Origin of the sequence: Pseudomonas sp. MYb118 (genome assembly GCF_040947875.1) — a bacterium.
Classification (GTDB): Bacteria; Pseudomonadota; Gammaproteobacteria; order Pseudomonadales; family Pseudomonadaceae; genus Aquipseudomonas.
Window position 1 is genome coordinate 175,250 of sequence record NZ_JBFRXN010000003.1, and the last position, 19,463, is coordinate 194,712.

A 19,463-nucleotide genomic window follows, 5' to 3' on the forward strand; every position below is an offset into this window, starting at 1 on the left:
TACCGGGTGCCACTCAGGGCGTGGATCAGTCCTGGCGACTGGTCACTTCCAGCAGGTGGTAACCGAACTGGGTTTTCACCGGGCCTTGCACTACGTTGATCGGTGCGCTGAAAACCACGGTGTCGAATTCCTTGACCATCTGGCCTGGACCGAACGAACCCAGGTCGCCGCCCTGGCGGCTGGACGGGCAAGTGGAGTTGGCCTTGGCCACTTCGGCGAAGTCGGCGCCGCCTTCGATTTGCGCTTTCAGTTCGTTGCACTTGTCTTCGCTGGCAACCAGGATGTGACGGGCAGTGGCTTTAGCCATGGGTAAATACTCCTTCAACGTTCAGTAAAGTGCCGAGCCTACCGGATTGTGTGGCCCATTTCTCGTCAAAGTTCCTGGGAAATGCTTACAGGCCGACGTCGCGCAGGCGCTCGGCGTGGCGCACGTACAACTCGACCGGGTCGATACCCCTGCGCACCCGGCCACTCAACTGATTGATGACGTCCAGGTGGTCCAGCGGATAGTCCGAGCGGATCACGGTGCCCAGGTGCGAACTGAATCGCCCGACCATGCCGTCGTTTTGCTCGGCTTCGGTGTTGAAATAACGGGAAAAAGCCCTGCACATCGTGTTCAGTGGGTCGAGTGGATTGATCCCCTCGTCACCGATATTGCCCTGTAGCGTGCCGCTCCAGGAGTAGTAGCGAACCCCGTTGACCAGCTCGCGACCCTTGCCACCCCAGGTTTTCGGCAGTCCCTGAGGGTATTTCCGGTTGAATGCGCACACCTCTTCCGTGGTTATCGCGTTCAGTGCAGCGACCGCGTTCTGTGGCAGCTTCGGGCTACCGCTCAATAGCGACAGGAAATCGGCGAACAGGGTCGCCACCTCTTCGGCGGTCTGCTCTGCAAGATGGCCGGGTATCAACGCCCTGTGCAAAAAATCAGCCAGCTCCGAACCCTGGTTCGGTCCGCTGACCGACGTCACCGAAGCGACAACCTGCGGCGCGACCGCCGCGGCATACCGCGCCGCCAAGGCGCCCTGGCTGTAACCGATCAGGTTGACCTTTTGCGCACCGGTCCCTTCCAGCACCCGCTCGATCTGCGCCAACAACTGATCGCCACGTGCTTCGTTGCTATGGGTAACCGACAAATGCGGAATGAACACCCTTGCGCCACACGTGCGCAATGCTTGCTTGATGTCATGAAACAGTCCGAAGGAGCCGATCTGGTCAAAACCGAACAGGCCGTGAACCAGCAGGATGGGATAGAGAGTGCTTGCATTCCGTTGCATGTTCATACCTTTTCGCGAAAGTTCGAGGATGTGCGAGAGGCCCACTCTAAAGCACTCGTACGGTCGCAGGATGTATGAAAAAGCCGCTGTAAAAGCGCGAAAACGGAATAGGTGGGGCGTGAATTTTCAAAGAGGGTGATGGGGTTTTTCGGATTGTGCGGACATCCTTTCATCGGAGGTAGCTCAGAGCTATGCAATGACCTACCTCCTCGATGTCATTTGCCTGTCAGCAACGGGAGGCTCGCAACCGCTGCGCTGCATCGCGCAACAGTTCTTCCGTGCCGCTCCAGCCCAGGCAGCCATCGGTCACCGACACGCCGTACTTGAGTGAAGCCGACAATGGCTGGCAGCCCTCGAACAGATGGCTCTCGATCATCATGCCGATCAGCGAGCGATCACCTTGCAGGCGTTGTTCCAGCACATCGTTGAACACGGCCGGTTGACGCAGTGGGTCCTTGCCGCTGTTGGCGTGGCTGCAGTCGACCATGATCCGTGCCGGAATTTTCAGCTTGGTCAGGTCGGCGTTGATCTGGGCAACGCTGGCGCGGTCGTAGTTGGGGCCGCGATGGCCGCCGCGCAGCACCAGGTGGGTGTCGGGGTTGCCCGGGGTCTGAATGATTGCCGGGTGGCCCTGGCTGTCGACGCCGAAATGCCGGTGCGGGTGGGCGGCCGAGCGCATGGCGTCGCTGGCTACGCCGACGCCGCCGTCGGTGCCGTTCTTGAAGCCGACCGGCATGTTCAGGCCGCTGGCCATTTCCCGGTGGATCTGCGATTCGGTGGTGCGCGCGCCGATGGCGACCCAGCTCAGCAGGTCGTCGAAGTAGCCGGCGGCCATCGGTTGCAGCAACTCGGTGGCGACCGGCAGGCCCAGGCGCAGCATTTCGCGCATCAGTTCGCGCGACAGGGTGAGGCCGGCGGCCATGTCGTCGCTGCCGTCCAGGTGCGGGTCGTACGCCAGGCCTTTCCAGCCGACGGTGGTGCGCGGCTTTTCCACGTAGGCGCGCATGACCAGCAGCATTTCATCGCTGACTTCGTGGGCGAGGCGGGCGAGGTTGCCGGCGTATTCCAGGGCCGATTGCGGGTCGTGGATCGAGCAGGGGCCGACGATGACCAGTAAACGGGAGTCTTCACCGTTGAGGATGGCGCGGACGGCGTCGCGGTGGGTGGCGACCTGGCGGGCGAGGTCATTGCTCAGGGGCAATTGCTGTTTGAGTTGCAATGAGCTTGGCAGGCGCAGGGTCAGCGCTTCGTTGGCAGGGCTCAGGGTGGATAGCGGCAAAGCAGAGACGGATGAGTTCATGTTCAGGCTTCCTGGGCGAGCGGCGGGTTCGTTCCCGCGCACTCGGCCCTACAGGGGTGTTCGACAATTGGCCAAATTGGCTGCGTGTGTGTGCTTGCCACCAATGGGTGACCGATCGGAGGCGGCAGGCTGTCCCGAACGGAGGCTGCTAAATCGCCAGGCGGTAAAGGTGTCGTAGCGGTAATAGGTGGCGTAGTTCATGTCGTGAATCCTCAAAATGTCTGGTTGTTGCAAAAAAGGGTGGGGCTGAAAAAACAAAACCCCCGGTCGGGAGGCCGACCGGGGGTTGAGAAATCTCTGGTGGCGACCCGTTCAAGTGGGCGCCATTTGGGTATCAGGCGCGCCAGTGGCTAAACCAATACCCAAAATAAAAGCTGACCGAAGCACAAACACCGTTCGCCCGGGCAGCCGCAACCGAGCGCGGGGCGCTGGCGGTACGAAGCTGTGAGAGGGCGTTGAACATGGTCTGTCTCCGATGGATGGACCGAGCTTACTAGAGGCCGGTAGGCGGATTCAATCAGAAATTGCTATCAATCGCCGATGGCGTTTGCTATCGCTTGGGTGTGAAACTTCCAACTCATCAACCCGCGCCCAGTCGAACCATGACCTCCCAGACCTTCGCCGCCGAACTGCAATGGCGCCCGGCAACGGCCACCGACCTGGCCTTCGCCCGCGACCTGACGTGCCAGAACATGCTGCGCTATTACATCCAGCACGACCTGTTGTGGCAGGACGAAGCCTTCGACGTGGCCTGGGCCGGGCGGGACAATCGGGTGATCGTGCACGGCGATGCCCGGCTGGGGTTCGTCAGCCTCAGTCGTGACGCCAGGGCCCTGTACATCCGCGAGTTGCACATCGTCGAAGCGTTTCGGGGGCAGGGTGCCGGTTCCTGGGTGTTCGATCAGGTTTTGGCCCTGGCCGGCCTGGAACGACGCCCGGCCCTGCGCTTGACCGTGTTTGAAAATAATCCGGCAAAAAAGCTTTACAGCAGAAAGGGCCTGGCGGTGGTCGGCAGGGACGAATGTTTCCTCAGAATGCAGTGCGACATTGCCTGCGCAAATCGCTGAGACACATATAAGACGAGCCTTTCAAGATGTATTGAAACTTTTTATCTGGCGCTTGCCGCTAGGTCTGCCAAGCGCTTTTTGCTAAGGTGTCGGCAACTCAACAAGACCAATCACGAGGTGTCTGCTTGATTAGGGTGCTAGTAGTCGATGACCATGATCTCGTTCGTACAGGCATTACACGGATGCTGGCTGACATCGACGGCCTGCAAGTGGTCGGCCAGGCGGAGTCCGGGGAAGAGTCCCTGCTCAAGGCGCGTGAGTTGAAACCCGATGTGGTGCTGATGGACGTGAAGATGCCTGGCATCGGCGGTCTGGAAGCCACCCGAAAGTTGTTGCGCAGCCACCCCGATATCAAGGTGGTCGCGGTCACGGTGTGCGAGGAAGACCCGTTCCCCACCCGACTGCTGCAAGCCGGCGCCGCCGGTTACCTGACCAAGGGCGCGGGCTTGCCGGAAATGGTCCAGGCCATTCGCCTGGTGTTCGCCGGGCAACGCTACATCAGCCCGCAGATCGCCCAGCAACTGGCGATCAAATCCTTCCAGCCGACCAACGATTCGCCGTTCGATGCCTTGTCCGAGCGGGAAATCCAGATTGCCCTGATGATCGTCGGCTGCCAGAAAGTGCAGATCATTTCCGACAAGTTGTGCCTGTCGCCCAAAACCGTAAACACCTACCGTTACCGAATTTTCGAAAAGCTTTCGATCAGCAGCGATGTCGAGTTGACGCTGCTGGCGGTTCGTCACGGCATGGTTGATGCCAGCCTCTGAAAATGACCGAAACCTTTGATCCAAGCGCGTTCCTGTCGACCGTCAGTGGACGCCCCGGCGTCTACCGCATGTTCGACAGCGAGGCGCGTCTGCTCTATGTCGGCAAGGCCAAGAACCTCAAGAATCGCCTGTCGAGTTACTTCCGCAAGACGGGCCTGGCCCCCAAGACCGCCGCGCTGGTGGCGCGTATCGCCCAGGTCGAAACGACGATCACGTCCAATGAAACCGAAGCCCTGTTGCTCGAGCAGACGCTGATCAAGGAATGGCGTCCGCCGTACAACATCCTGCTGCGCGATGACAAATCCTACCCGTACGTGTTTTTGTCCGACGGCCAGTTCCCACGCCTGAGCATTCATCGCGGGGCGAAGAAGGCCAAGGGCAAATACTTCGGCCCCTATCCCAGCGCCGGGGCGATCCGCGAAAGCCTGAGCCTGCTGCAAAAGACCTTTTTCGTCCGCCAGTGCGAGGACAGCTACTACAAGAACCGCACGCGCCCGTGCCTGCAATACCAGATCAAGCGCTGCAAGGCGCCTTGCGTCGGGTTGGTGGAGCCCAAGGTGTACGCCGAAGACGTGCGCCACTCGGTGATGTTTCTCGAAGGGCGCAGCAATGCCCTGACCGACGAATTGTCGGCGGGCATGGAAGAGGCGGCGATCAACCTCGAATTCGAGCGCGCCGCCGAACTGCGTGACCAGATCGGCCTGCTGCGCCGGGTCCAGGATCAGCAGAGCATGGAAGGCGGCTCGGGCGATGTCGACGTGATCGCTGCGTTCGTCAACCCGGGCGGCGCCTGCGTGCATCTGATCAGCGTGCGCGGCGGCCGGGTGCTGGGCAGCAAGAACTTCTTTCCGCAGGTGGGTATTGAAGAGGACGTCTCCGAAGTCATGGCGGCGTTTCTCGGCCAGTACTTCGTCAGCAGTCCCGAGCGGGACTTGCCGAGCGAACTGATCGTCAACGTGGTTCACGAAGACTTCCCCGCGCTGATCGAGGCCATTCACGAGCTGCGCGGTCGCGAACTGACCATCAGCCACCGGGTGCGTGGCACGCGGGCACGCTGGCAACAACTGGCGGTGACCAACGCCGAACAGGCCCTGGGCGCACGCCTGGCCAACCGCCAACACGTGGCCGCGCGTTTCGACGCCCTGGCCGAAGTGCTGAACCTGGATGAACCGCCGCAGCGCCTTGAGTGCTACGACATCAGCCACTCCAGCGGCGAAGCCACCGTGGCCTCCTGCGTGGTGTTCGGCCCGGAAGGCCCGATCAAGGGTGATTACCGACGCTATAACATCGAAGGCGTGACCGCCGGCGATGACTACGCGGCGATGCACCAGGCGCTGACCCGCCGCTTCAGCAAACTGAAGGACGGGGAGGGCAAGCTGCCCGACATCCTCCTGGTGGACGGCGGCAAGGGCCAGTTGTCCATGGCCCGCGACGTGCTCAACGAGCTGGCGGTGCCGGACCTGATCCTGCTCGGCGTGGCCAAGGGCGCTACGCGCAAGGCCGGTTTCGAAACCCTGTACCTCAACGATGCCGCCCACGAATTCACCCTGCGCGGCGATTCCCCGGCGCTGCACCTGATCCAGCAGATCCGCGACGAGGCCCACCGGTTCGCCATCACCGGCCACCGCGCACGCCGTGGCAAAACCCGCCGCACGTCTACACTCGAAGGCGTTGCGGGGGTAGGGCCGACGCGTCGGCGCGACTTGTTGAAACATTTTGGTGGATTGCAGGAGCTGTCTCGTGCCAGCATCGAAGAAATCGCCAAAGCCCCCGGGATCAGTAAAAAGCTCGCAGAGTTGATTTATGCAAATCTGCACAGCGAGTAGAATGCCCCCTCACCTCGTAGCCAGTTGTGCCGATGAATATCCCTAATCTGATTACCGTTCTACGCGTCCTGCTTATTCCGATCTTCATTTTACTGTTCTACCTGCCTTACCAATGGAGCTACGCGGCCTCCGCCTCGGTCTTCGCCTTTGCTGCCGCCACCGACTGGCTGGACGGCTACCTGGCGCGCCGCCTGGAGCAAAGCACGCCCTTCGGCGCGTTCCTTGACCCGGTAGCGGACAAACTGATGGTCGCCGTGGCCCTGGTGCTGCTGGTGCAGGAACACGGCAACCTGTGGCTGACGCTGCCGGCAGCGGTGATCATCGGCCGCGAAATCGTCGTCTCGGCCCTGCGCGAATGGATGGCCGAAATCGGCGCCCGTGCCCACGTCGCCGTCTCCAACCTGGGCAAATGGAAAACCGCCGCGCAAATGCTCGCGCTGGTCATCCTGCTGGCCAACCCGTCGCACTTCACCTTCTGGGTGCTGCTGGGCTACGTCTTGCTGATGATCTCCGCCGGCCTGACCCTGTGGTCGATGGTCCAATACCTGCGCGCCGCCTGGCCACATCTGAAGATCGACGTGGAAAAGAAATAAAACTTTTTTGAATCAAGGGCTTGACGGGGCTTCTGGATTCTATAAAATGCGCCACACCAAGACGCGGGAATAGCTCAGTTGGTAGAGCACGACCTTGCCAAGGTCGGGGTCGCGAGTTCGAGTCTCGTTTCCCGCTCCAAACATAGCATTGCAGCTTTCGCTGTAATGATCGTAGAAAGGACCTTCGGGTCCTTTTTTCGTTTCTGTTCATCGTGGGCCGTTGAAGGTCATGCCTTAAGGTGGCAGTGATCATTTACAGCATTACGCTGGATTGGCGCTGTAACAATTTCGGATGTATGTGCGGCTGCTGATACAGAAGAAGGGCATTATACTTTGGCAAATTTTGTCAAAACGGGACAAAGCCATGAGTACCATGAACGTCTCCCTGCCGGACGCCCTCAAGTCATTTGTCGATGATCAGGTAAGTCTGCGTGGTTACAGCACTAGTAGTGAATACGTCAGGGAGCTGATTCGCAAGGATCAGGATCGCCAGCATCTGCGCGGCTTGCTGATGGCCGGGGCTGCCTCGGCATCTATGGACGTCGCGGATCGTGATTACTTCGACTCCTTGCGTGCACGGGTGAGAACCGCTCAAGGATGAAGGCTAAACCCGTCATCCCGCGCGCCTTGGCTGGGCAGGATGTCGAGGAATCCATTCGTTATTACCTTCACGAGAAAGCTGAGCAAGCGGCACTGGATTTCATTGACGACTTGGAGCGTGCCTATGCCCATATCGGTCGTCATCCAGCCTCAGGTATCTCTCGCTATTCCCATGAGCTCGAATTGCCTGGGTTGCTTTGCTGGCCTTTGAGGCGCTATCCCTACCTGGTGTTTTACATAGAGCGTGATGATCACATCGACGTCTGGCGCGTTCTGCATGGATCGCGGGATATTCCGGAGTGGTTGACCGATAGTCATGACGCTTGAGTTAGATGAATGTGTTCTTTTGTCCTGACGGGGCCGCCGAGCTTTTACGTATCGTCAGCTCAAAAGGCAGGATCACATGCTGCTGTGGATTGGTCTTTTTCTCGATCAGGTTGATCAGCATTTCCACGGCCTGGCGGCCAAAGCCTTCGGCTGGCTGAGCAATCGTGGTCAGTGGCGGATCGCAGTAATGTGCCAATGGAATGTCATCGAATCCCACCAGAGAGATATCTTCAGGCACGCGCAGGCCTGCTTCCTTGATGCGCTTGAGCGCACCAATGGCCATCTCGTCATTCTCACAAAACAGCGCTGTAGGGCGGTCTTGCATCGTCAGCAGGGAGGCGGCGCCATCGTAGCCCGCGCGTAAGCTGAAGTCGCCGTGGCAAATAATCGTCGGGTCGGTGGGGATGCCTGCCTGATCCAGGGCGGCCAGGTAACCCGCGACACGATCCTGCGTCAGGGGACTACTTTTAGGGCCCTTGATCAGGCCTATCCGGCGATGGCCCAGACTGATCAAGTGTTCGGTCATGGCCTTGGCGGCCGCATGGTTGTCGAGGCTGATGGTGGGGTGTCGTCCGCCCTTGATGACTTCACAGGCATTGACCATCGGTGGGGGCTCAGCGCTGTCGGCCGGGAAGGGGTCGTAGGCGCGCAACTGAATCACACCATCGGCCTGGTGTGCGTAGACCAGATCGGCAAACTCACGCTCGATGTCTTCGCGGCCTTGGGTATCGCACAGCAGCAGTCGGTAACCGGCGGCTTGGGCAGCCAGTTGTGCGCCGCTGATCACGCGGGCGAAAAAAGTATTGGCAATTTTCGGAACCAGGATCACCAGGTTGGCCGTGCGCCGTGAACGGAACTGTACGGCCATCAGGTTGGGGCGATAACCCGCTTGTTCGACGGCGGCGTTGACCTTGTCCCGGGTAGCCTGGCGCACGCAGTCGGGTGATTTCAGGGTGCGCGATACGGTAGCCACCGAGACACCGGCGAGCCGGGCAACTTCACGAATATTGGACAAAAGCACCTCATCTTCAAACTCTGCGTCGGGCGAGCTTAACAGCAGCTCGGTCGTCACTGAAATCTTTGCAGCTGCCGTTTCTGATTTGACAGCCTGCGGGGCAGCGCATAAATTCACGGAAAAATGTAACCGGTTACATTTTTCTTCAGGCAGCCATTCAGCGGGCTCGAACAGAGAAGATCAGTGATGAGCGCAGTGATACCTAAAATAAGAATGGGCTTTGTCGGTGGAGGAGAGGGGTCGTTCATCGCCCAGGCCCATCGTCAGGCTGCGGGGCTCGATGGGCGCTTTGAGTTGGTGTGCGGTGCATTCAGTCGCGACGCGCAGAATAACCTGCGCACGGGTAGTCAACTGGGGCTGGCGCCATCGCGTTGCTACAGCACCTGGCAGTTGATGCTGGAGACAGAGCAGGCGCTGCCGGCCGAGCAGCGCATGGAACTGCTGGTGATTGTCACCCCCAATCATCTGCATGCGCCGGTAGCCAGCGAAGCCTTGGCCGCTGGCTTCCATGTGTTCAGCGAGAAGCCTGCGGCGTTGAACCTGGCGGAACTGCGAGCTTTACAAACCCGCTTGCACAACAGCGACCGGCTCTATGGTTTGGCTCACACGTACCTGGGTTACCCCATGGTCTGGCAGGCGCGGGAAATGGTGCGCGGCGGCGTAATCGGCAGCGTGCGCAAGGTTCTGGTGGAGTATGCCCAGGGCTGGCTCAGCCAGGATGTGGCCGCGCAGGGCAACAAGCAGGCCGAGTGGCGGGGGCAGCCAGCGTTATCCGGGTTGGGTGGCTGCATCGGCGATATCGGCACCCATGCTTTTTCCTTGGCGGAGTTTGTGGCCGGTCAAGCTGTCACTCATTTGTGTGCCACCCTGGGTGTGCACATTGAAGGCCGTCAGTTGGATGACGACGCCTCCATGCTGTTCAAGATGGAGCAGGGCGCCAGTGGCGTGCTGATCGCCAGCCAGGTCTGTGCGGGCGAAGAGAACCCGCTGAGCATTCGGATCTACGGCGACAAGGGCGGCCTCGAGTGGCGCCAGGAACAACCCGCCAGCCTGATTCATCGCTCACTGGACCAACCGATGCGCGTGTTGCGCTCCGGCACCGGGCAGCCGTGGTTGTGCGATGCCGCGACCCAGCGTATGCGCTTGCCCGCCGGCCACCCCGAAGGCTACCTGGAAGCCATGGCCAACCTGTATGGCGATTTTGCCCAGGCCATACGCGGGGAAGTCGAAGGCCATACCGCGCCCGGTGTGCCGGGGATCGAGACAGGCCTGCGGGGCATGGCGTTTATCGAGACAGCCATTGCCAGTCACAACAGTCATGCCAAGTGGACCCTCCTGGAGTGCAGCGTATGAACCAGCAGACAACTCAAGGCCTGCGTGGCCCTGGGATATTCCTGGCGCAGTTCATCGCTGATGAAGCGCCTTTTGACAACCTGGCCAGTATCGCCCAATGGGCCTCGTCCCAAGGCTACAAAGCGATCCAGCTGCCGACCCTTGGTACGCGCTATATCGACCTTGAACGCGCAGCCGAAAGCCAAAGTTATTGCGATGAACTGAAGGCCGTGTGCGCGGCTGCCGGGGTGGAAATCAGCGAGCTGTCGACTCACCTGCAAGGGCAATTAGTGGCCGTGCACCCGGCGTTCGATGCGCTGTTCGATGACTTCGCGCCGGTTCATCTGCGGGGCCGACCACAGGCGCGCACCGAGTGGGCGATCGAGCAATTGAAGCTGGCGGCGCGTGCAAGCAAGCGACTTGGCCTGACGGCGCACGCGACCTTTTCAGGCGCCTTGCTCTGGCCTTACATGTACCCCTGGCCACAGCGCCCCGCCGGTCTGGTGGAGCAGGGATTCGCCGAGCTGGCCAGGCGCTGGTTGCCAATTCTCGACTGCTTCGATGAGGCCGGTGTCGACCTGTGCTACGAAATTCACCCCGGTGAAGATCTGCATGACGGTGCTTCATTCGAGCGTTTTCTCGAGGCGGTCAACCATCATCCCCGCGCGGCCATCCTTTATGACCCCAGCCACTTGTTGCTTCAGCAAATGGACTACCTGGGGTTTATCGACCGTTACCACTCACGTATCCGCATGTTCCACGTCAAGGATGCGGAGTTACGACCCGATGCGCGCTCGGGTGTTTATGGCGGTTACCAGGGCTGGGTCGAACGCCCGGGACGGTTCCGTTCACTGGGGGATGGCCAGATCGACTTCAAGTCGATTTTCAGCAAGCTCACCCAATACGGCTTCACCGGCTGGGCGGTGCTCGAATGGGAATGCTGCCTGAAAGATTCCGCCCAGGGCGCCGCTGAAGGCGCAGCGTTCATTCGCGAACACATGATTACCCGAAGCCAAAAGGCCTTTGACGACTTTGTCAGCGTCGCCAGCGATGTGGCTTCCAACCGGCGTTTGCTCGGATTGCCTGACGCCTGAGTTTCACCTCTTTCCTTCAATAACAATAAGACGGAGGCTGTTATGACGTGGATGAGTGCGCGCTTGAGCGCCATGATGTTTATGCAGTTTTTTATCTGGGGTGGCTGGTTCGTCACGCTGGGCACATTTTTGTCCAGCCAGTTAGGCGCCACCGGAGGCCAGATCGGCATGGCGTTTTCGACTCAGTCCTGGGGCGCGATCATTGCTCCGTTCGTGATCGGGCTGATCGCTGACCGTTTCTTCAACGCCGAACGCATTTTGGCGGTGCTGCATCTGGTCGGGGCGGTGTTGCTCTATCAGCTCTATCGGGCCTCGGATTTTGCCGCGTTCTATCCCTACGTGCTGGCGTACATGATGATCTATATGCCGACCCTGGCACTGGTCAACTCCGTTGCCTTCCGGCAGATGCGCGACCCGGCCCTGGAGTTCTCGCGCATTCGGGTGTGGGGCACCGTGGGCTGGATTGTCGCCGGTGTGGTGATCAGTTTTGTCTTTGCCTGGGACTCGAAAGCCGCGATTGCCAGCGGTGGCCTGCGCAACACCTTCCTGATGGCTGCGCTGGCGTCTCTGGTGCTGGGCGTCTACAGCTTCACGCTGCCGAATACCGCGCCGCTCAAAGCGGAGCAAACGCGAACCGGCTTCAGGCAGATGCTCGGCCTCGATGCCCTGGGCCTTTTGAAAGACCGCAGTTACCTGGTGTTTTTCATTGCGTCGATCCTGATCTGCATCCCGCTGGCGTTCTATTACCAGAATGCCAACCCTTTTCTGGCCGACATCGGCATGACCAATCCTACGGCGAAGATGACCATCGGGCAGGTCTCCGAAGTCCTGTTCATGCTTTTGCTGCCTCTGTTCATTCATCGCTTCGGGATCAAGATTGCCTTGTTGATGGGCATGCTCGCGTGGGCCCTGCGCTACGTGTTGTTTGCCTACGGTAACAACGCCGACCTGGCCTTCATGCTGTTCACCGGTATCGCCCTGCACGGCATCTGCTACGACTTTTTCTTTGTGTCCGGGCAGATCTACACCGATGCAAAAACCCCGGAGCGTTTCAGGAGTTCGGCGCAGGGATTGATTACCCTGGCCACCTACGGCGTGGGCATGCTGGTCGGCTTCTGGGTCGCGGGCCACATCTCCGATTATTACGCCACTGCGGCGGGTCATCAGTGGCAGAGCATCTGGTTGTTCCCGGCGTTCTTTTCCCTGGCCGTGGTGCTGGTATTCATGTTCGCCTTTCGTGATGCACAACCCGCGCCGCCAGCGTCTGCCAAGGAGCGATCGGCGACGAGTTGATGTCAACCCCCGCTGGGAAATGACGATGGGCGGGGCTGGAAAAGCCGGATGGCGAATCGGATGTTCTTCAGACCCCGCGTCAGCCTTATTCCCAGCGCTCGGTGGCGGCATCGCACTGTCAATCAGCGAACGAAAACTCAGTTTGTTGAGTCGCTTTGAACGGCTGCCTGCCTTTGGGTAATGCCATTGGACGATGGCTTTTCGTCGTTTCAACTTCGGGAATCTGCAGTTGCTTCAACACTCCGGCGCGAGCAAGCTCACTCGTCTCATCTTCAAGGCGATTGATCAGGGATCTGATGGATTCACCCGTCTCCGTCGCAATGGTAATGGCCACCAGGGTCAAAGGGCTGACTTTCAAAGGAGGGCTGAGGGTATGCATCATCTCCAGAGTCGGGCTGCTCTGGGCACGCTCCAGCTTTGAGACGTAGGTACGACTGCTGACTTCTGCCAGGTTTTTTTGCGAAAGCCCTCGGGCGCCGCGCATCGCTTTGAGTACGGCAGCAAAGGCAGTTTTCAGTGACATAACACATTCCGACTTTGGTAGTTTCAGTGACAGCCCACGGATCGTGCGGGCGCCCCAGGGGTGAGGCTAACACAGTGAAGTCGGAGGAGGGCCAGTGCAAGTATCGGGTTGGCTTATCGGCCCTCGGCATCACCCAGATACTTGGTTGTCCAGGCTGCCAACGGCAGCGGTGGCTGTTGATAAAAAATGCGGTGCCAGATCAGGGTGAGGTCTTCGTAATTGAACAGCGAGTTGGTGCCCATGCTGCAGCACCTTTCGGGGGTAATCGCTTCCCAGCCGCCGGCGGCATTGCGCTCGGCCATTTTGAAGCGGAAGGTGTAGTTGCTCGGAGTGCCCATACGCAGGTCGGAGACCACCAGGCCATCCTCAACGATGTCGTAACGCAGCCAGTCATCTGTGAACCAGCGCAACCGATTGTGCAACGGTACCCCAGCCAGAGACTGACCGAGTTCAAGATTGAATGAGTGGCGCTGCATTTCCGGCGGTGCTCGGTCAAATACGCTGCTCACACCCTCGTAATACTCGCCGTTCGGCGTTTTAGCCAGCACCCGCCATACCAGGCTGTTGTACGCCACGGGCAACGCGCGCACTTCACCGACGATGACACCTTGCTGACTCAGCACTGATGCAAACCGCTGCTCGACAACGAAGCGAGCCGCCAGGCACAAGCCCAGATAAGCCGTGCTCAGCAACAGCACCGTTCCCATGACGTACGTTGCACGCCCGGCAAAGCCTTTGCACAGTGCGTAGATAACGGCCCCCAGCAGTGGCAATGTGTAGACAGGGTCGATGATGAAAACGGCTGACCAGCTTTCCGGCACCCATTGCAATGGCCAGAACAGTTGGGTGCCGAAGGCCGTGAATGAGTCGAGCAGCGGATGCGTTACAAGTGTCAGCCAGAAGGCCAGGAACAGCCTGGTGAACGTATAACCCTTGTCTGGCCAACGCCGCTGGGCAAGCCAATGCACAACGAAGGCCAGCAGCAGGGCAACGCCTGTGAGCACAAAGATGGAGTGCGAGAAGCCGCGATGGAAGGTCATCCTCGACACGGGGTCGGCGTAACGGATGAGCACATCCAGGTCGGGCAGGGTGCCCAATGCCGCGCCATACAGCAATGAACGTCTGCCCTGTATGCGGCCCAATACCGTGCCTTGAACTGCGGCACCGAGTACAGCTTGGGTGAGAGAGTCCAATCGCCAGCTCCCTGGATACTTATCGGCGAAACGCTACTCACGAGGGTGCGCTGCCGCAATTGCTGTACCGTTACAGCATATGACAGCAAATGCCGGTTTTGCTGGAAGAGTCCGTTAGCCTGGCTTCAGAGGGCTTTCTGCCGACAGTGGAGCAGGGCCTCGCTGATCATGGCGTGGACCAGTGCTGGAGAAACGCCCAGGACTTTCGCGATGTCTTTCTGCTTCATACCGTGAATGCGGCACATTTCGAACGCATAACGAGTGCGCTCGGGCAAATCGGACAATGCTCCGCAAACCTTTTCCAGAACCTGTTGATCTGACACCAGTGCTTCCGGCGTTTCCGTCTGCGGGCCGGACACCTCGCTGCTGTCATCTTCGGGGAAGATCCAACGCTCTTCAAATTGACGGCGACGGTAGTGGTCGATCGACAGATTGCGCACTACACGAGTGAGGTACGAGGCCTGGGAGCGAATCGGCGCACTGGCGTCAGCTTCACCCACCTTGAGAAATGCTTCATGGACAATGTCTTCCGCATGACTGCGGCATCCCGTGATCCGGGCCGCGAGCCCAATCAAGCGCTGACGCCGCTCGAAGAACACTTCAAGCAACTGGGAACTGGTCCCCGCCGAATTGGGCTTTTGCATGATGCACCTGCATTGTTTTGATGAATCTGCCAGCGTGGCTCGTGAATCTATTATTATTAAGAATTATTTGCAATAAGTCTCACAGGCAGTTCACCCTGAGTGCCATCAACCAGAGCCGAAAGGGACTTCAACGGCGTCCTGCAACTGAAACAAAATCACGGGACATGGAGTAAGCTTGCGAAAATTTCCCCTTTACCAGCCATGATGACCAATCCTCCCAGCCCGCCGAAATCCACTGAAGAAATTGCTGCCGACTGGTGTGTGCTGTTGCATTTCGGCGAGTGCACGGATGCGGATCGTGCAGCGTTCCAGCGCTGGCATGACGCTGATCCGTCCCATGCGCTGGAATACACGAAAATGTGTCGAATCTGGCAGGTCAGCGAGCAGTTGCCGGCCAGCGTTGATGTCGAGCGGAATGCACGTTCGCGCTGGAGCCAGCGTCTGCCCCTGATGGCGCGCGCGGCGGTGCTCGTGGTCGCCCTGGGGGCGGCTTGGGGTATCGGTTGGTCAGCGGGCATGCTGCCAGGCAGTGTTCGTTACTTCATGGCGCAGGACGTCCGTCGAGAGGTGTTGTTGCCTGATCAGAGCCAGGTGCAACTCAATCAGCGCACGGGGCTGGTCTACCTGGGTTTTCGCGATCAGCGCCAGGTACTGCTACGCAATGGCGAGGCATATTTCGATGTGCATCACGACCCTGAGCAGCCGTTCGTGATTCGTGCCGATAACGCCAGCATCAGAGTCACCGGTACGCATTTCAATGTCTGGACCGGACCTGAACTCACCACGGTAACCGTGACTCAGGGTTCGGTATTGGCCGCGCGCAATGACGCCAGCAATGACAACAATCAGGGGGCGGTGCTCACCGCTGGAATGCAAGCGGCCTTCGGCCCCGATCGAATGCTGCAGTTGGCTCGCATTGATCCTTCCCGTGCCGCTGCCTGGCGCAATGGCAAGCTGATGCTCGATGATGTCAGCCTGCGCGAAGCGTTGCCCCTGATCAACCGCTACCTTGACGTACCGTTGAAGCTGGCGAGCAGCGATGTCGGCGATCTGCGCATCGGTGGCACCTATGACACCGCCGAGCTTCAGCAACTGGTCAGCGCGCTGCCGAAAATACTGCCCGTCAAATTACGCCACAGTGATCAGGCGACGCTCCTGCTGCGGCGCTGAAACCTGTCTCCTGGATTTCTTTTTTGTGATTTGCTGAACAAATCATCCGCTCATTCGTCGATCCGGCATGCCCTTAAATCACGCTACCGGAAGCATTATGAGCGCCTATCCATTGAATCGACCCGCCCTGCGTCTGCGCAACTGCATCGCCGCCATTCTGGGCCTGACACTGGTGACCGCCGTGCCGGCACTGGCCGACCCGGTCCAGGTCAATATCCCGTCCCAGGCGTTGTCGTCGGCGCTGTCCGATCTGGCCAGACAGACCAATCTGCAGATCATCTACAGCCAGGACACGGTGTCGGGCATTCGCAGTCGTGACGTCGCCGGAGAGATGGAGCCGGAGGCAGCGCTGCGTCAGTTGTTGGGCGGGGCGAGGATTGCCTATCAGATCAATGGCAATCACGTGACCTTGCAAGGCCGCAGTGATGACGGGGCGATGGCCTTGCCCGTGACCAGCATCGTTGGCCAGGCCTACAGCTCCGTCAGCCCCAGCGACGGTTATGTCGCCAAGCGCGCTTCGGCGGGCACCAAGACCGACACACCACTGGTGGAAACGCCGTACTCGGTGTCTGTGGTCACCCGCGAACAGATTGAAGCGCAGCAGCCGAAGACCATCGGCCAGGCCTTGCGTTATACGCCGGGCGTCAATGCCGAAATCGCCGGCCCTCAGTTCGTCACCGACCAGTTGACCATTCGTGGTTTTCAGCAGGGCACCGGGCGCATGTTGCGTGATGGTACGCGCACCTTCCTCCCCGAGTTCCTCGGCTGGGACGCCCCCGAACCCTATGGCCTGGAGCGAATTGAAGTGCTGCGCGGTGCCAGCTCGGTACTTTATGGCGCCTCCGATCCAGGCGGACAGATCAACCTGGTGACCAAGCGGCCGACCGTTGAGCCGCTGCATGAAGTGCAGTTGCAGATGGGCAATCACAATTACCAGCAGGCGGCCTTTGACCTGGGCGATGCGCTGGACGAGGAGGGCATCTGGAGTTATCGCCTGACGGGCCTGTTCCGCGAAGGCGACGCCCAGACCGACCACATCACCAACCGTCGTCAGTACATCGCGCCAGCCATCAGCTACCGTCCCAGCGACGATACCGAGCTGACGTTCCTGGGCGAGTACCAGAAACAGACCGGCAACTTCGCCAACCCCTTGCCGGCTCAAGGCACGGTGTTTCGAGATGTGCGTGGCCGCCTGGACCGCGACACCTACGTGGGTGACACCGGCTACGACTTCATGACCAACGAGAAGACCTCGCTGGGTTACGTGTTCGAGCATCATTTCGACGAGGTCTGGACGGCGCGCCAGAACGTGCGTTACAGCGACTATCGCCAGGCCAGTTCCGAGATCGCCCTCTTCGGGCCAGTGGGCGACCAATACTCACGCTACAATGATCAACGCCAGGGTGATGGTCATCTGTTCACCATGGACAATCAGCTCCAGGCCAACTTCGCAACCGGGCCGCTCGAACACACCTTGTTGACTGGCGTCGACTACAACAACGGCAAGTTCAATCAGGACCAATCGCTGAACTTCATCCTGGAAAGTTTCGACGTATTCAATCCGGTGAACGCGCAGCCACTGACTTTCAGTCCGGTGGGTGCCAGCAGCTATGAACAGAAACTGTCGCAAACCGGTGTCTACCTGCAGGACCAGTTGAAGGTCGACAAGTGGGTGTTCCTGCTGGGTGGGCGCTACGATTGGGCCAGCAACCAGAAGGACGACCGTGCTCCGCAAACCCAGAAGGATGAGAAGTTCAGCGGCCGCGCCGGTGTTGTCTACCTCTTCGACAATGGACTGGCACCGTATGTCAGCTACAGCGAATCGTTTTTGCCGGTGATGGGTATTACCGCTGACAGCTCGCAACTTGATCCGGAAATCGGCAAGCAATACGAAGTGGGCCTCAAGTACGAGCCACCCGGTTCCAACAGCCTCTACACCATTGCCTGGTTCGACCTCACCAAACAGAACGCCACCGAGAACGTCAACGGCTTCTCCCGGCAGGAGGGCGAGGTTCGGTCCAAGGGTATCGAGCTTGAGGCCAAGACCGAAATCACCCAGGGTTTCAACCTGATCGGCAGTTACACCTGGAACGATGTCGAAATCACTCAATCGGACGTGGGCAACAAGGGTAATACTCCGTTCCGGGTGCCGGAGCACATGGCGTCGCTGTGGGGAGACTACATCGTCCAGAGTGGCTCGCTGGAGGGTTTGCGCCTGGGGGCCGGCGCTCGTTACGTGGGCAGCACATTCGGCGATTCGGCCAACAGTTTCAAAGTGGACAGCTATTCGGTGGTCGATGCACTGGTCAGCTATCAACTCGGCAAGGTCGATGCTTCACTGGACGGCGTAGAGGTGTCACTGAATGCCACCAACCTCTTCGACAAAGAGTATGTGGCCGGTTGCTACAGCAACGTCGGCTGTCAGTACGGACAGCAGCGCACGGTCTACGGCACGGTGAGTTACAACTGGTAAACCCGCGCACATTTTGCGGTGGAGCGGGGAAAAAGGCGGCTGATTCTGCCCCAGTGATCAGCCGCCGTTGAATGGTGGTGCAGCAGGATTGATCGCTGCATTCACTATCCGATAGGGCAGTGGATGCGCACCTGCCCGACCATCAGCTTTTGGGTGCGCCTTGTTCGACCAGAGCGCGCCAGGTTTGAACGCTTGGGCGTTCTTGCATCTTGGCATGCCATGCTCGCAACGCGACGCACTCTTCGGGAACCGGCAGTTTTACCAACGAGGCGAAGATCATCCCGCCCAGTACAGCGATGTCCGCCATCGAAAACTGCTCACCGGCAACGAAGGGTTGGCCTTTGAGCACGTTGTCGAAATATCGCATGCCTCGGACCGCTTTCTCGCCCATTTTCGCGCCCCATTCGGCGTTCTGATACAGCTCGACATCAGGCCCCAAGCCTGGAGTCGCGTGGTGAAAATAGACGCTCACGGCATCGAGGAACTCGATCTCGGCGCGTTTGGTCATCATATGGATCAGCCCCTTCTCCAGAGGCGTTTCGCCTGTCAGCGTCGGATGACCGTCCAGGCTGTCCAGATACTGGGTAATCGCAGTGCATTCCGCGATCAGTGTTCCATCCTGGAGCTCAAGTACAGGGAGCGTGCCGGAGTAGTTGATGGCAAGAAATTCGGGTTTCTTGTGCTCGCCGGTCCACAGGTTGACCGAAACGAATTCAATCTTCGGCAACAGCCCTTTTTCGGCGAGAGCGATGCGTACCCGGGCTGGGTACGGGCCATCGAACCAGTCGTGGATTTTCATCGAGGAAAGGGTGGAAGCATCAACGCGTTGCTGTGGAGTAGTCATGAGAAAAGCACCTGCCTATCAGTTGGTAGGTAAAGATTGAGCCAGGATTTCCGGGCTGTCAATACCCTACCTATCAGTTGGCAGGTAGCGTTGCAGCGAGTAGAATGAGCAGCACACAGCAACCACGT

General features: G+C 59.3%; 19 protein-coding genes and 1 tRNA gene. 12 read left to right on the plus strand and 8 right to left on the minus strand.

Annotation, left to right across the window (positions count from 1 at the left end; translation table 11 throughout):
* Positions 1–25: 25 nt before the first annotated feature.
* From ABVN20_RS22195 to ABVN20_RS22205, 3 genes are all read right to left on the minus strand, one after another.
* Complete coding sequence (locus tag ABVN20_RS22195; protein WP_003445034.1) at positions 26–307, minus strand: peptidylprolyl isomerase; 282 nt, start codon at positions 305–307, stop codon at positions 26–28.
* 85 nt (positions 308–392) lie between these two features.
* Positions 393–1,274: a lipase family alpha/beta hydrolase gene (locus tag ABVN20_RS22200; protein WP_368557895.1), complete on the minus strand. Its 882-nt coding sequence runs from the start codon at positions 1,272–1,274 to the stop codon at positions 393–395.
* A 226-nt stretch (positions 1,275–1,500) separates the two neighbouring features.
* Positions 1,501–2,574 (minus strand): 3-deoxy-7-phosphoheptulonate synthase, encoded by a 1,074-nt coding sequence (locus ABVN20_RS22205; RefSeq protein WP_368557896.1) that lies wholly within the window; start codon positions 2,572–2,574, stop codon positions 1,501–1,503.
* A gap of 602 nt (positions 2,575–3,176) precedes the next feature.
* Between ABVN20_RS22205 and ABVN20_RS22210 the strand changes: the two genes are divergently transcribed.
* The 7 genes from ABVN20_RS22210 to ABVN20_RS22240 all read left to right on the plus strand — a co-directional run bounded on the left by ABVN20_RS22210 (position 3,177) and on the right by ABVN20_RS22240 (position 7,754).
* Complete coding sequence (locus ABVN20_RS22210) at positions 3,177–3,641, plus strand: GNAT family N-acetyltransferase (RefSeq protein WP_368557897.1); 465 nt, start codon at positions 3,177–3,179, stop codon at positions 3,639–3,641.
* A gap of 125 nt (positions 3,642–3,766) precedes the next feature.
* A complete protein-coding gene (gene uvrY / locus ABVN20_RS22215; protein WP_008015884.1) occupies positions 3,767–4,408 on the plus strand; it encodes a UvrY/SirA/GacA family response regulator transcription factor in 642 nt (213 codons plus the stop codon).
* Positions 4,409–4,410: 2 nt separating this feature from the next.
* Positions 4,411–6,234, plus strand: a complete 1,824-nt coding sequence (uvrC, locus tag ABVN20_RS22220; protein WP_368557898.1) for an excinuclease ABC subunit UvrC — start codon at positions 4,411–4,413, stop codon at positions 6,232–6,234.
* Positions 6,235–6,266: 32 nt separating this feature from the next.
* The gene (pgsA, locus tag ABVN20_RS22225) at positions 6,267–6,827 is read left to right on the plus strand and encodes a CDP-diacylglycerol--glycerol-3-phosphate 3-phosphatidyltransferase (protein ID WP_368557899.1); all 561 of its coding nucleotides are present in this window, start codon (positions 6,267–6,269) and stop codon (positions 6,825–6,827) included.
* A 63-nt stretch (positions 6,828–6,890) separates the two neighbouring features.
* Positions 6,891–6,966: transfer RNA gene (locus ABVN20_RS22230), tRNA-Gly, on the plus strand.
* 225 nt (positions 6,967–7,191) lie between these two features.
* Positions 7,192–7,428, plus strand: a complete 237-nt coding sequence (locus ABVN20_RS22235) for a type II toxin-antitoxin system ParD family antitoxin (RefSeq protein ID WP_368557900.1) — start codon at positions 7,192–7,194, stop codon at positions 7,426–7,428.
* Positions 7,425–7,754: a type II toxin-antitoxin system RelE/ParE family toxin gene (locus ABVN20_RS22240; RefSeq protein ID WP_368557901.1), complete on the plus strand. Its 330-nt coding sequence runs from the start codon at positions 7,425–7,427 to the stop codon at positions 7,752–7,754. The genes ABVN20_RS22235 and ABVN20_RS22240 overlap by 4 nt, the downstream gene beginning before the upstream one ends.
* A gap of 1 nt (position 7,755) precedes the next feature.
* On the opposite strand, the gene ABVN20_RS22245 is transcribed toward ABVN20_RS22240, so the two are convergent.
* Positions 7,756–8,769: a LacI family DNA-binding transcriptional regulator gene (locus tag ABVN20_RS22245; RefSeq protein WP_368558696.1), complete on the minus strand. Its 1,014-nt coding sequence runs from the start codon at positions 8,767–8,769 to the stop codon at positions 7,756–7,758.
* A 186-nt stretch (positions 8,770–8,955) separates the two neighbouring features.
* Between ABVN20_RS22245 and ABVN20_RS22250 the strand changes: the two genes are divergently transcribed.
* The 3 genes from ABVN20_RS22250 to ABVN20_RS22260 are packed head-to-tail and all read left to right on the plus strand — an operon-like array spanning position 8,956 to position 12,488.
* A complete protein-coding gene (locus tag ABVN20_RS22250; protein ID WP_368557902.1) occupies positions 8,956–10,122 on the plus strand; it encodes a Gfo/Idh/MocA family protein in 1,167 nt (388 codons plus the stop codon).
* Positions 10,119–11,195 (plus strand): sugar phosphate isomerase/epimerase family protein, encoded by a 1,077-nt coding sequence (locus tag ABVN20_RS22255; protein WP_368557903.1) that lies wholly within the window; start codon positions 10,119–10,121, stop codon positions 11,193–11,195. Before ABVN20_RS22250 ends, ABVN20_RS22255 begins: the two co-directional genes overlap by 4 nt.
* 42 nt (positions 11,196–11,237) lie before the next feature.
* Positions 11,238–12,488 (plus strand): nucleoside permease, encoded by a 1,251-nt coding sequence (locus ABVN20_RS22260; RefSeq protein WP_368557904.1) that lies wholly within the window; start codon positions 11,238–11,240, stop codon positions 12,486–12,488.
* 118 nt (positions 12,489–12,606) lie between these two features.
* On the opposite strand, the gene ABVN20_RS22265 is transcribed toward ABVN20_RS22260, so the two are convergent.
* The 3 genes from ABVN20_RS22265 to ABVN20_RS22275 all read right to left on the minus strand — a co-directional run bounded on the left by ABVN20_RS22265 (position 12,607) and on the right by ABVN20_RS22275 (position 14,848).
* Positions 12,607–13,011: a helix-turn-helix domain-containing protein gene (locus ABVN20_RS22265; RefSeq protein WP_368557905.1), complete on the minus strand. Its 405-nt coding sequence runs from the start codon at positions 13,009–13,011 to the stop codon at positions 12,607–12,609.
* Between the two features lie 113 nt (positions 13,012–13,124).
* Positions 13,125–14,204, minus strand: a complete 1,080-nt coding sequence (locus ABVN20_RS22270; RefSeq protein ID WP_368557906.1) for a metal-dependent hydrolase — start codon at positions 14,202–14,204, stop codon at positions 13,125–13,127.
* A 125-nt stretch (positions 14,205–14,329) separates the two neighbouring features.
* Positions 14,330–14,848, minus strand: a complete 519-nt coding sequence (locus tag ABVN20_RS22275) for an RNA polymerase factor sigma-70 (protein WP_368557907.1) — start codon at positions 14,846–14,848, stop codon at positions 14,330–14,332.
* Between the two features lie 204 nt (positions 14,849–15,052).
* On the opposite strand from ABVN20_RS22275, the gene ABVN20_RS22280 reads away from it, so the two are divergent.
* The gene (locus ABVN20_RS22280) at positions 15,053–16,018 is read left to right on the plus strand and encodes a FecR domain-containing protein (RefSeq protein ID WP_368557908.1); all 966 of its coding nucleotides are present in this window, start codon (positions 15,053–15,055) and stop codon (positions 16,016–16,018) included.
* Between the two features lie 97 nt (positions 16,019–16,115).
* Complete coding sequence (locus ABVN20_RS22285) at positions 16,116–18,491, plus strand: TonB-dependent siderophore receptor (protein WP_368557909.1); 2,376 nt, start codon at positions 16,116–16,118, stop codon at positions 18,489–18,491.
* A gap of 142 nt (positions 18,492–18,633) precedes the next feature.
* Here ABVN20_RS22285 and ABVN20_RS22290 read toward each other — a convergent pair whose 3' ends face one another.
* Entirely contained in the window at positions 18,634–19,290 is a 657-nt protein-coding gene (locus ABVN20_RS22290) for a glutathione S-transferase (protein WP_368558697.1), read from the minus strand.
* Positions 19,291–19,463: the final 173 nt, after the last annotated feature.

Excerpts from the sequence above, each read along its gene's own strand:
- ABVN20_RS22195 (WP_003445034.1), bottom strand. The coding sequence starts at position 307 with ATGGCTAAAGCCACTGCCCGTCACATCCTGGTTGCCAGCGAAGACAAG.
- ABVN20_RS22200 (WP_368557895.1), bottom strand. The coding sequence starts at position 1,274 with ATGCAACGGAATGCAAGCACTCTCTATCCCATCCTGCTGGTTCACGGC.
- ABVN20_RS22205 (WP_368557896.1), bottom strand. The coding sequence starts at position 2,574 with ATGAACTCATCCGTCTCTGCTTTGCCGCTATCCACCCTGAGCCCTGCC.
- ABVN20_RS22210 (WP_368557897.1), top strand. The coding sequence starts at position 3,177 with ATGACCTCCCAGACCTTCGCCGCCGAACTGCAATGGCGCCCGGCAACG.
- uvrC (WP_368557898.1), top strand. The coding sequence starts at position 4,411 with ATGACCGAAACCTTTGATCCAAGCGCGTTCCTGTCGACCGTCAGTGGA.
- pgsA (WP_368557899.1), top strand. The coding sequence starts at position 6,267 with ATGAATATCCCTAATCTGATTACCGTTCTACGCGTCCTGCTTATTCCG.
- ABVN20_RS22235 (WP_368557900.1), top strand. The coding sequence starts at position 7,192 with ATGAGTACCATGAACGTCTCCCTGCCGGACGCCCTCAAGTCATTTGTC.
- ABVN20_RS22240 (WP_368557901.1), top strand. The coding sequence starts at position 7,425 with ATGAAGGCTAAACCCGTCATCCCGCGCGCCTTGGCTGGGCAGGATGTC.
- ABVN20_RS22250 (WP_368557902.1), top strand. The coding sequence starts at position 8,956 with ATGAGCGCAGTGATACCTAAAATAAGAATGGGCTTTGTCGGTGGAGGA.
- ABVN20_RS22255 (WP_368557903.1), top strand. The coding sequence starts at position 10,119 with ATGAACCAGCAGACAACTCAAGGCCTGCGTGGCCCTGGGATATTCCTG.
- ABVN20_RS22260 (WP_368557904.1), top strand. The coding sequence starts at position 11,238 with ATGACGTGGATGAGTGCGCGCTTGAGCGCCATGATGTTTATGCAGTTT.
- ABVN20_RS22265 (WP_368557905.1), bottom strand. The coding sequence starts at position 13,011 with ATGTCACTGAAAACTGCCTTTGCTGCCGTACTCAAAGCGATGCGCGGC.
- ABVN20_RS22275 (WP_368557907.1), bottom strand. The coding sequence starts at position 14,848 with ATGCAAAAGCCCAATTCGGCGGGGACCAGTTCCCAGTTGCTTGAAGTG.
- ABVN20_RS22280 (WP_368557908.1), top strand. The coding sequence starts at position 15,053 with ATGACCAATCCTCCCAGCCCGCCGAAATCCACTGAAGAAATTGCTGCC.
- ABVN20_RS22285 (WP_368557909.1), top strand. The coding sequence starts at position 16,116 with ATGAGCGCCTATCCATTGAATCGACCCGCCCTGCGTCTGCGCAACTGC.
- ABVN20_RS22290 (WP_368558697.1), bottom strand. The coding sequence starts at position 19,290 with ATGAAAATCCACGACTGGTTCGATGGCCCGTACCCAGCCCGGGTACGC.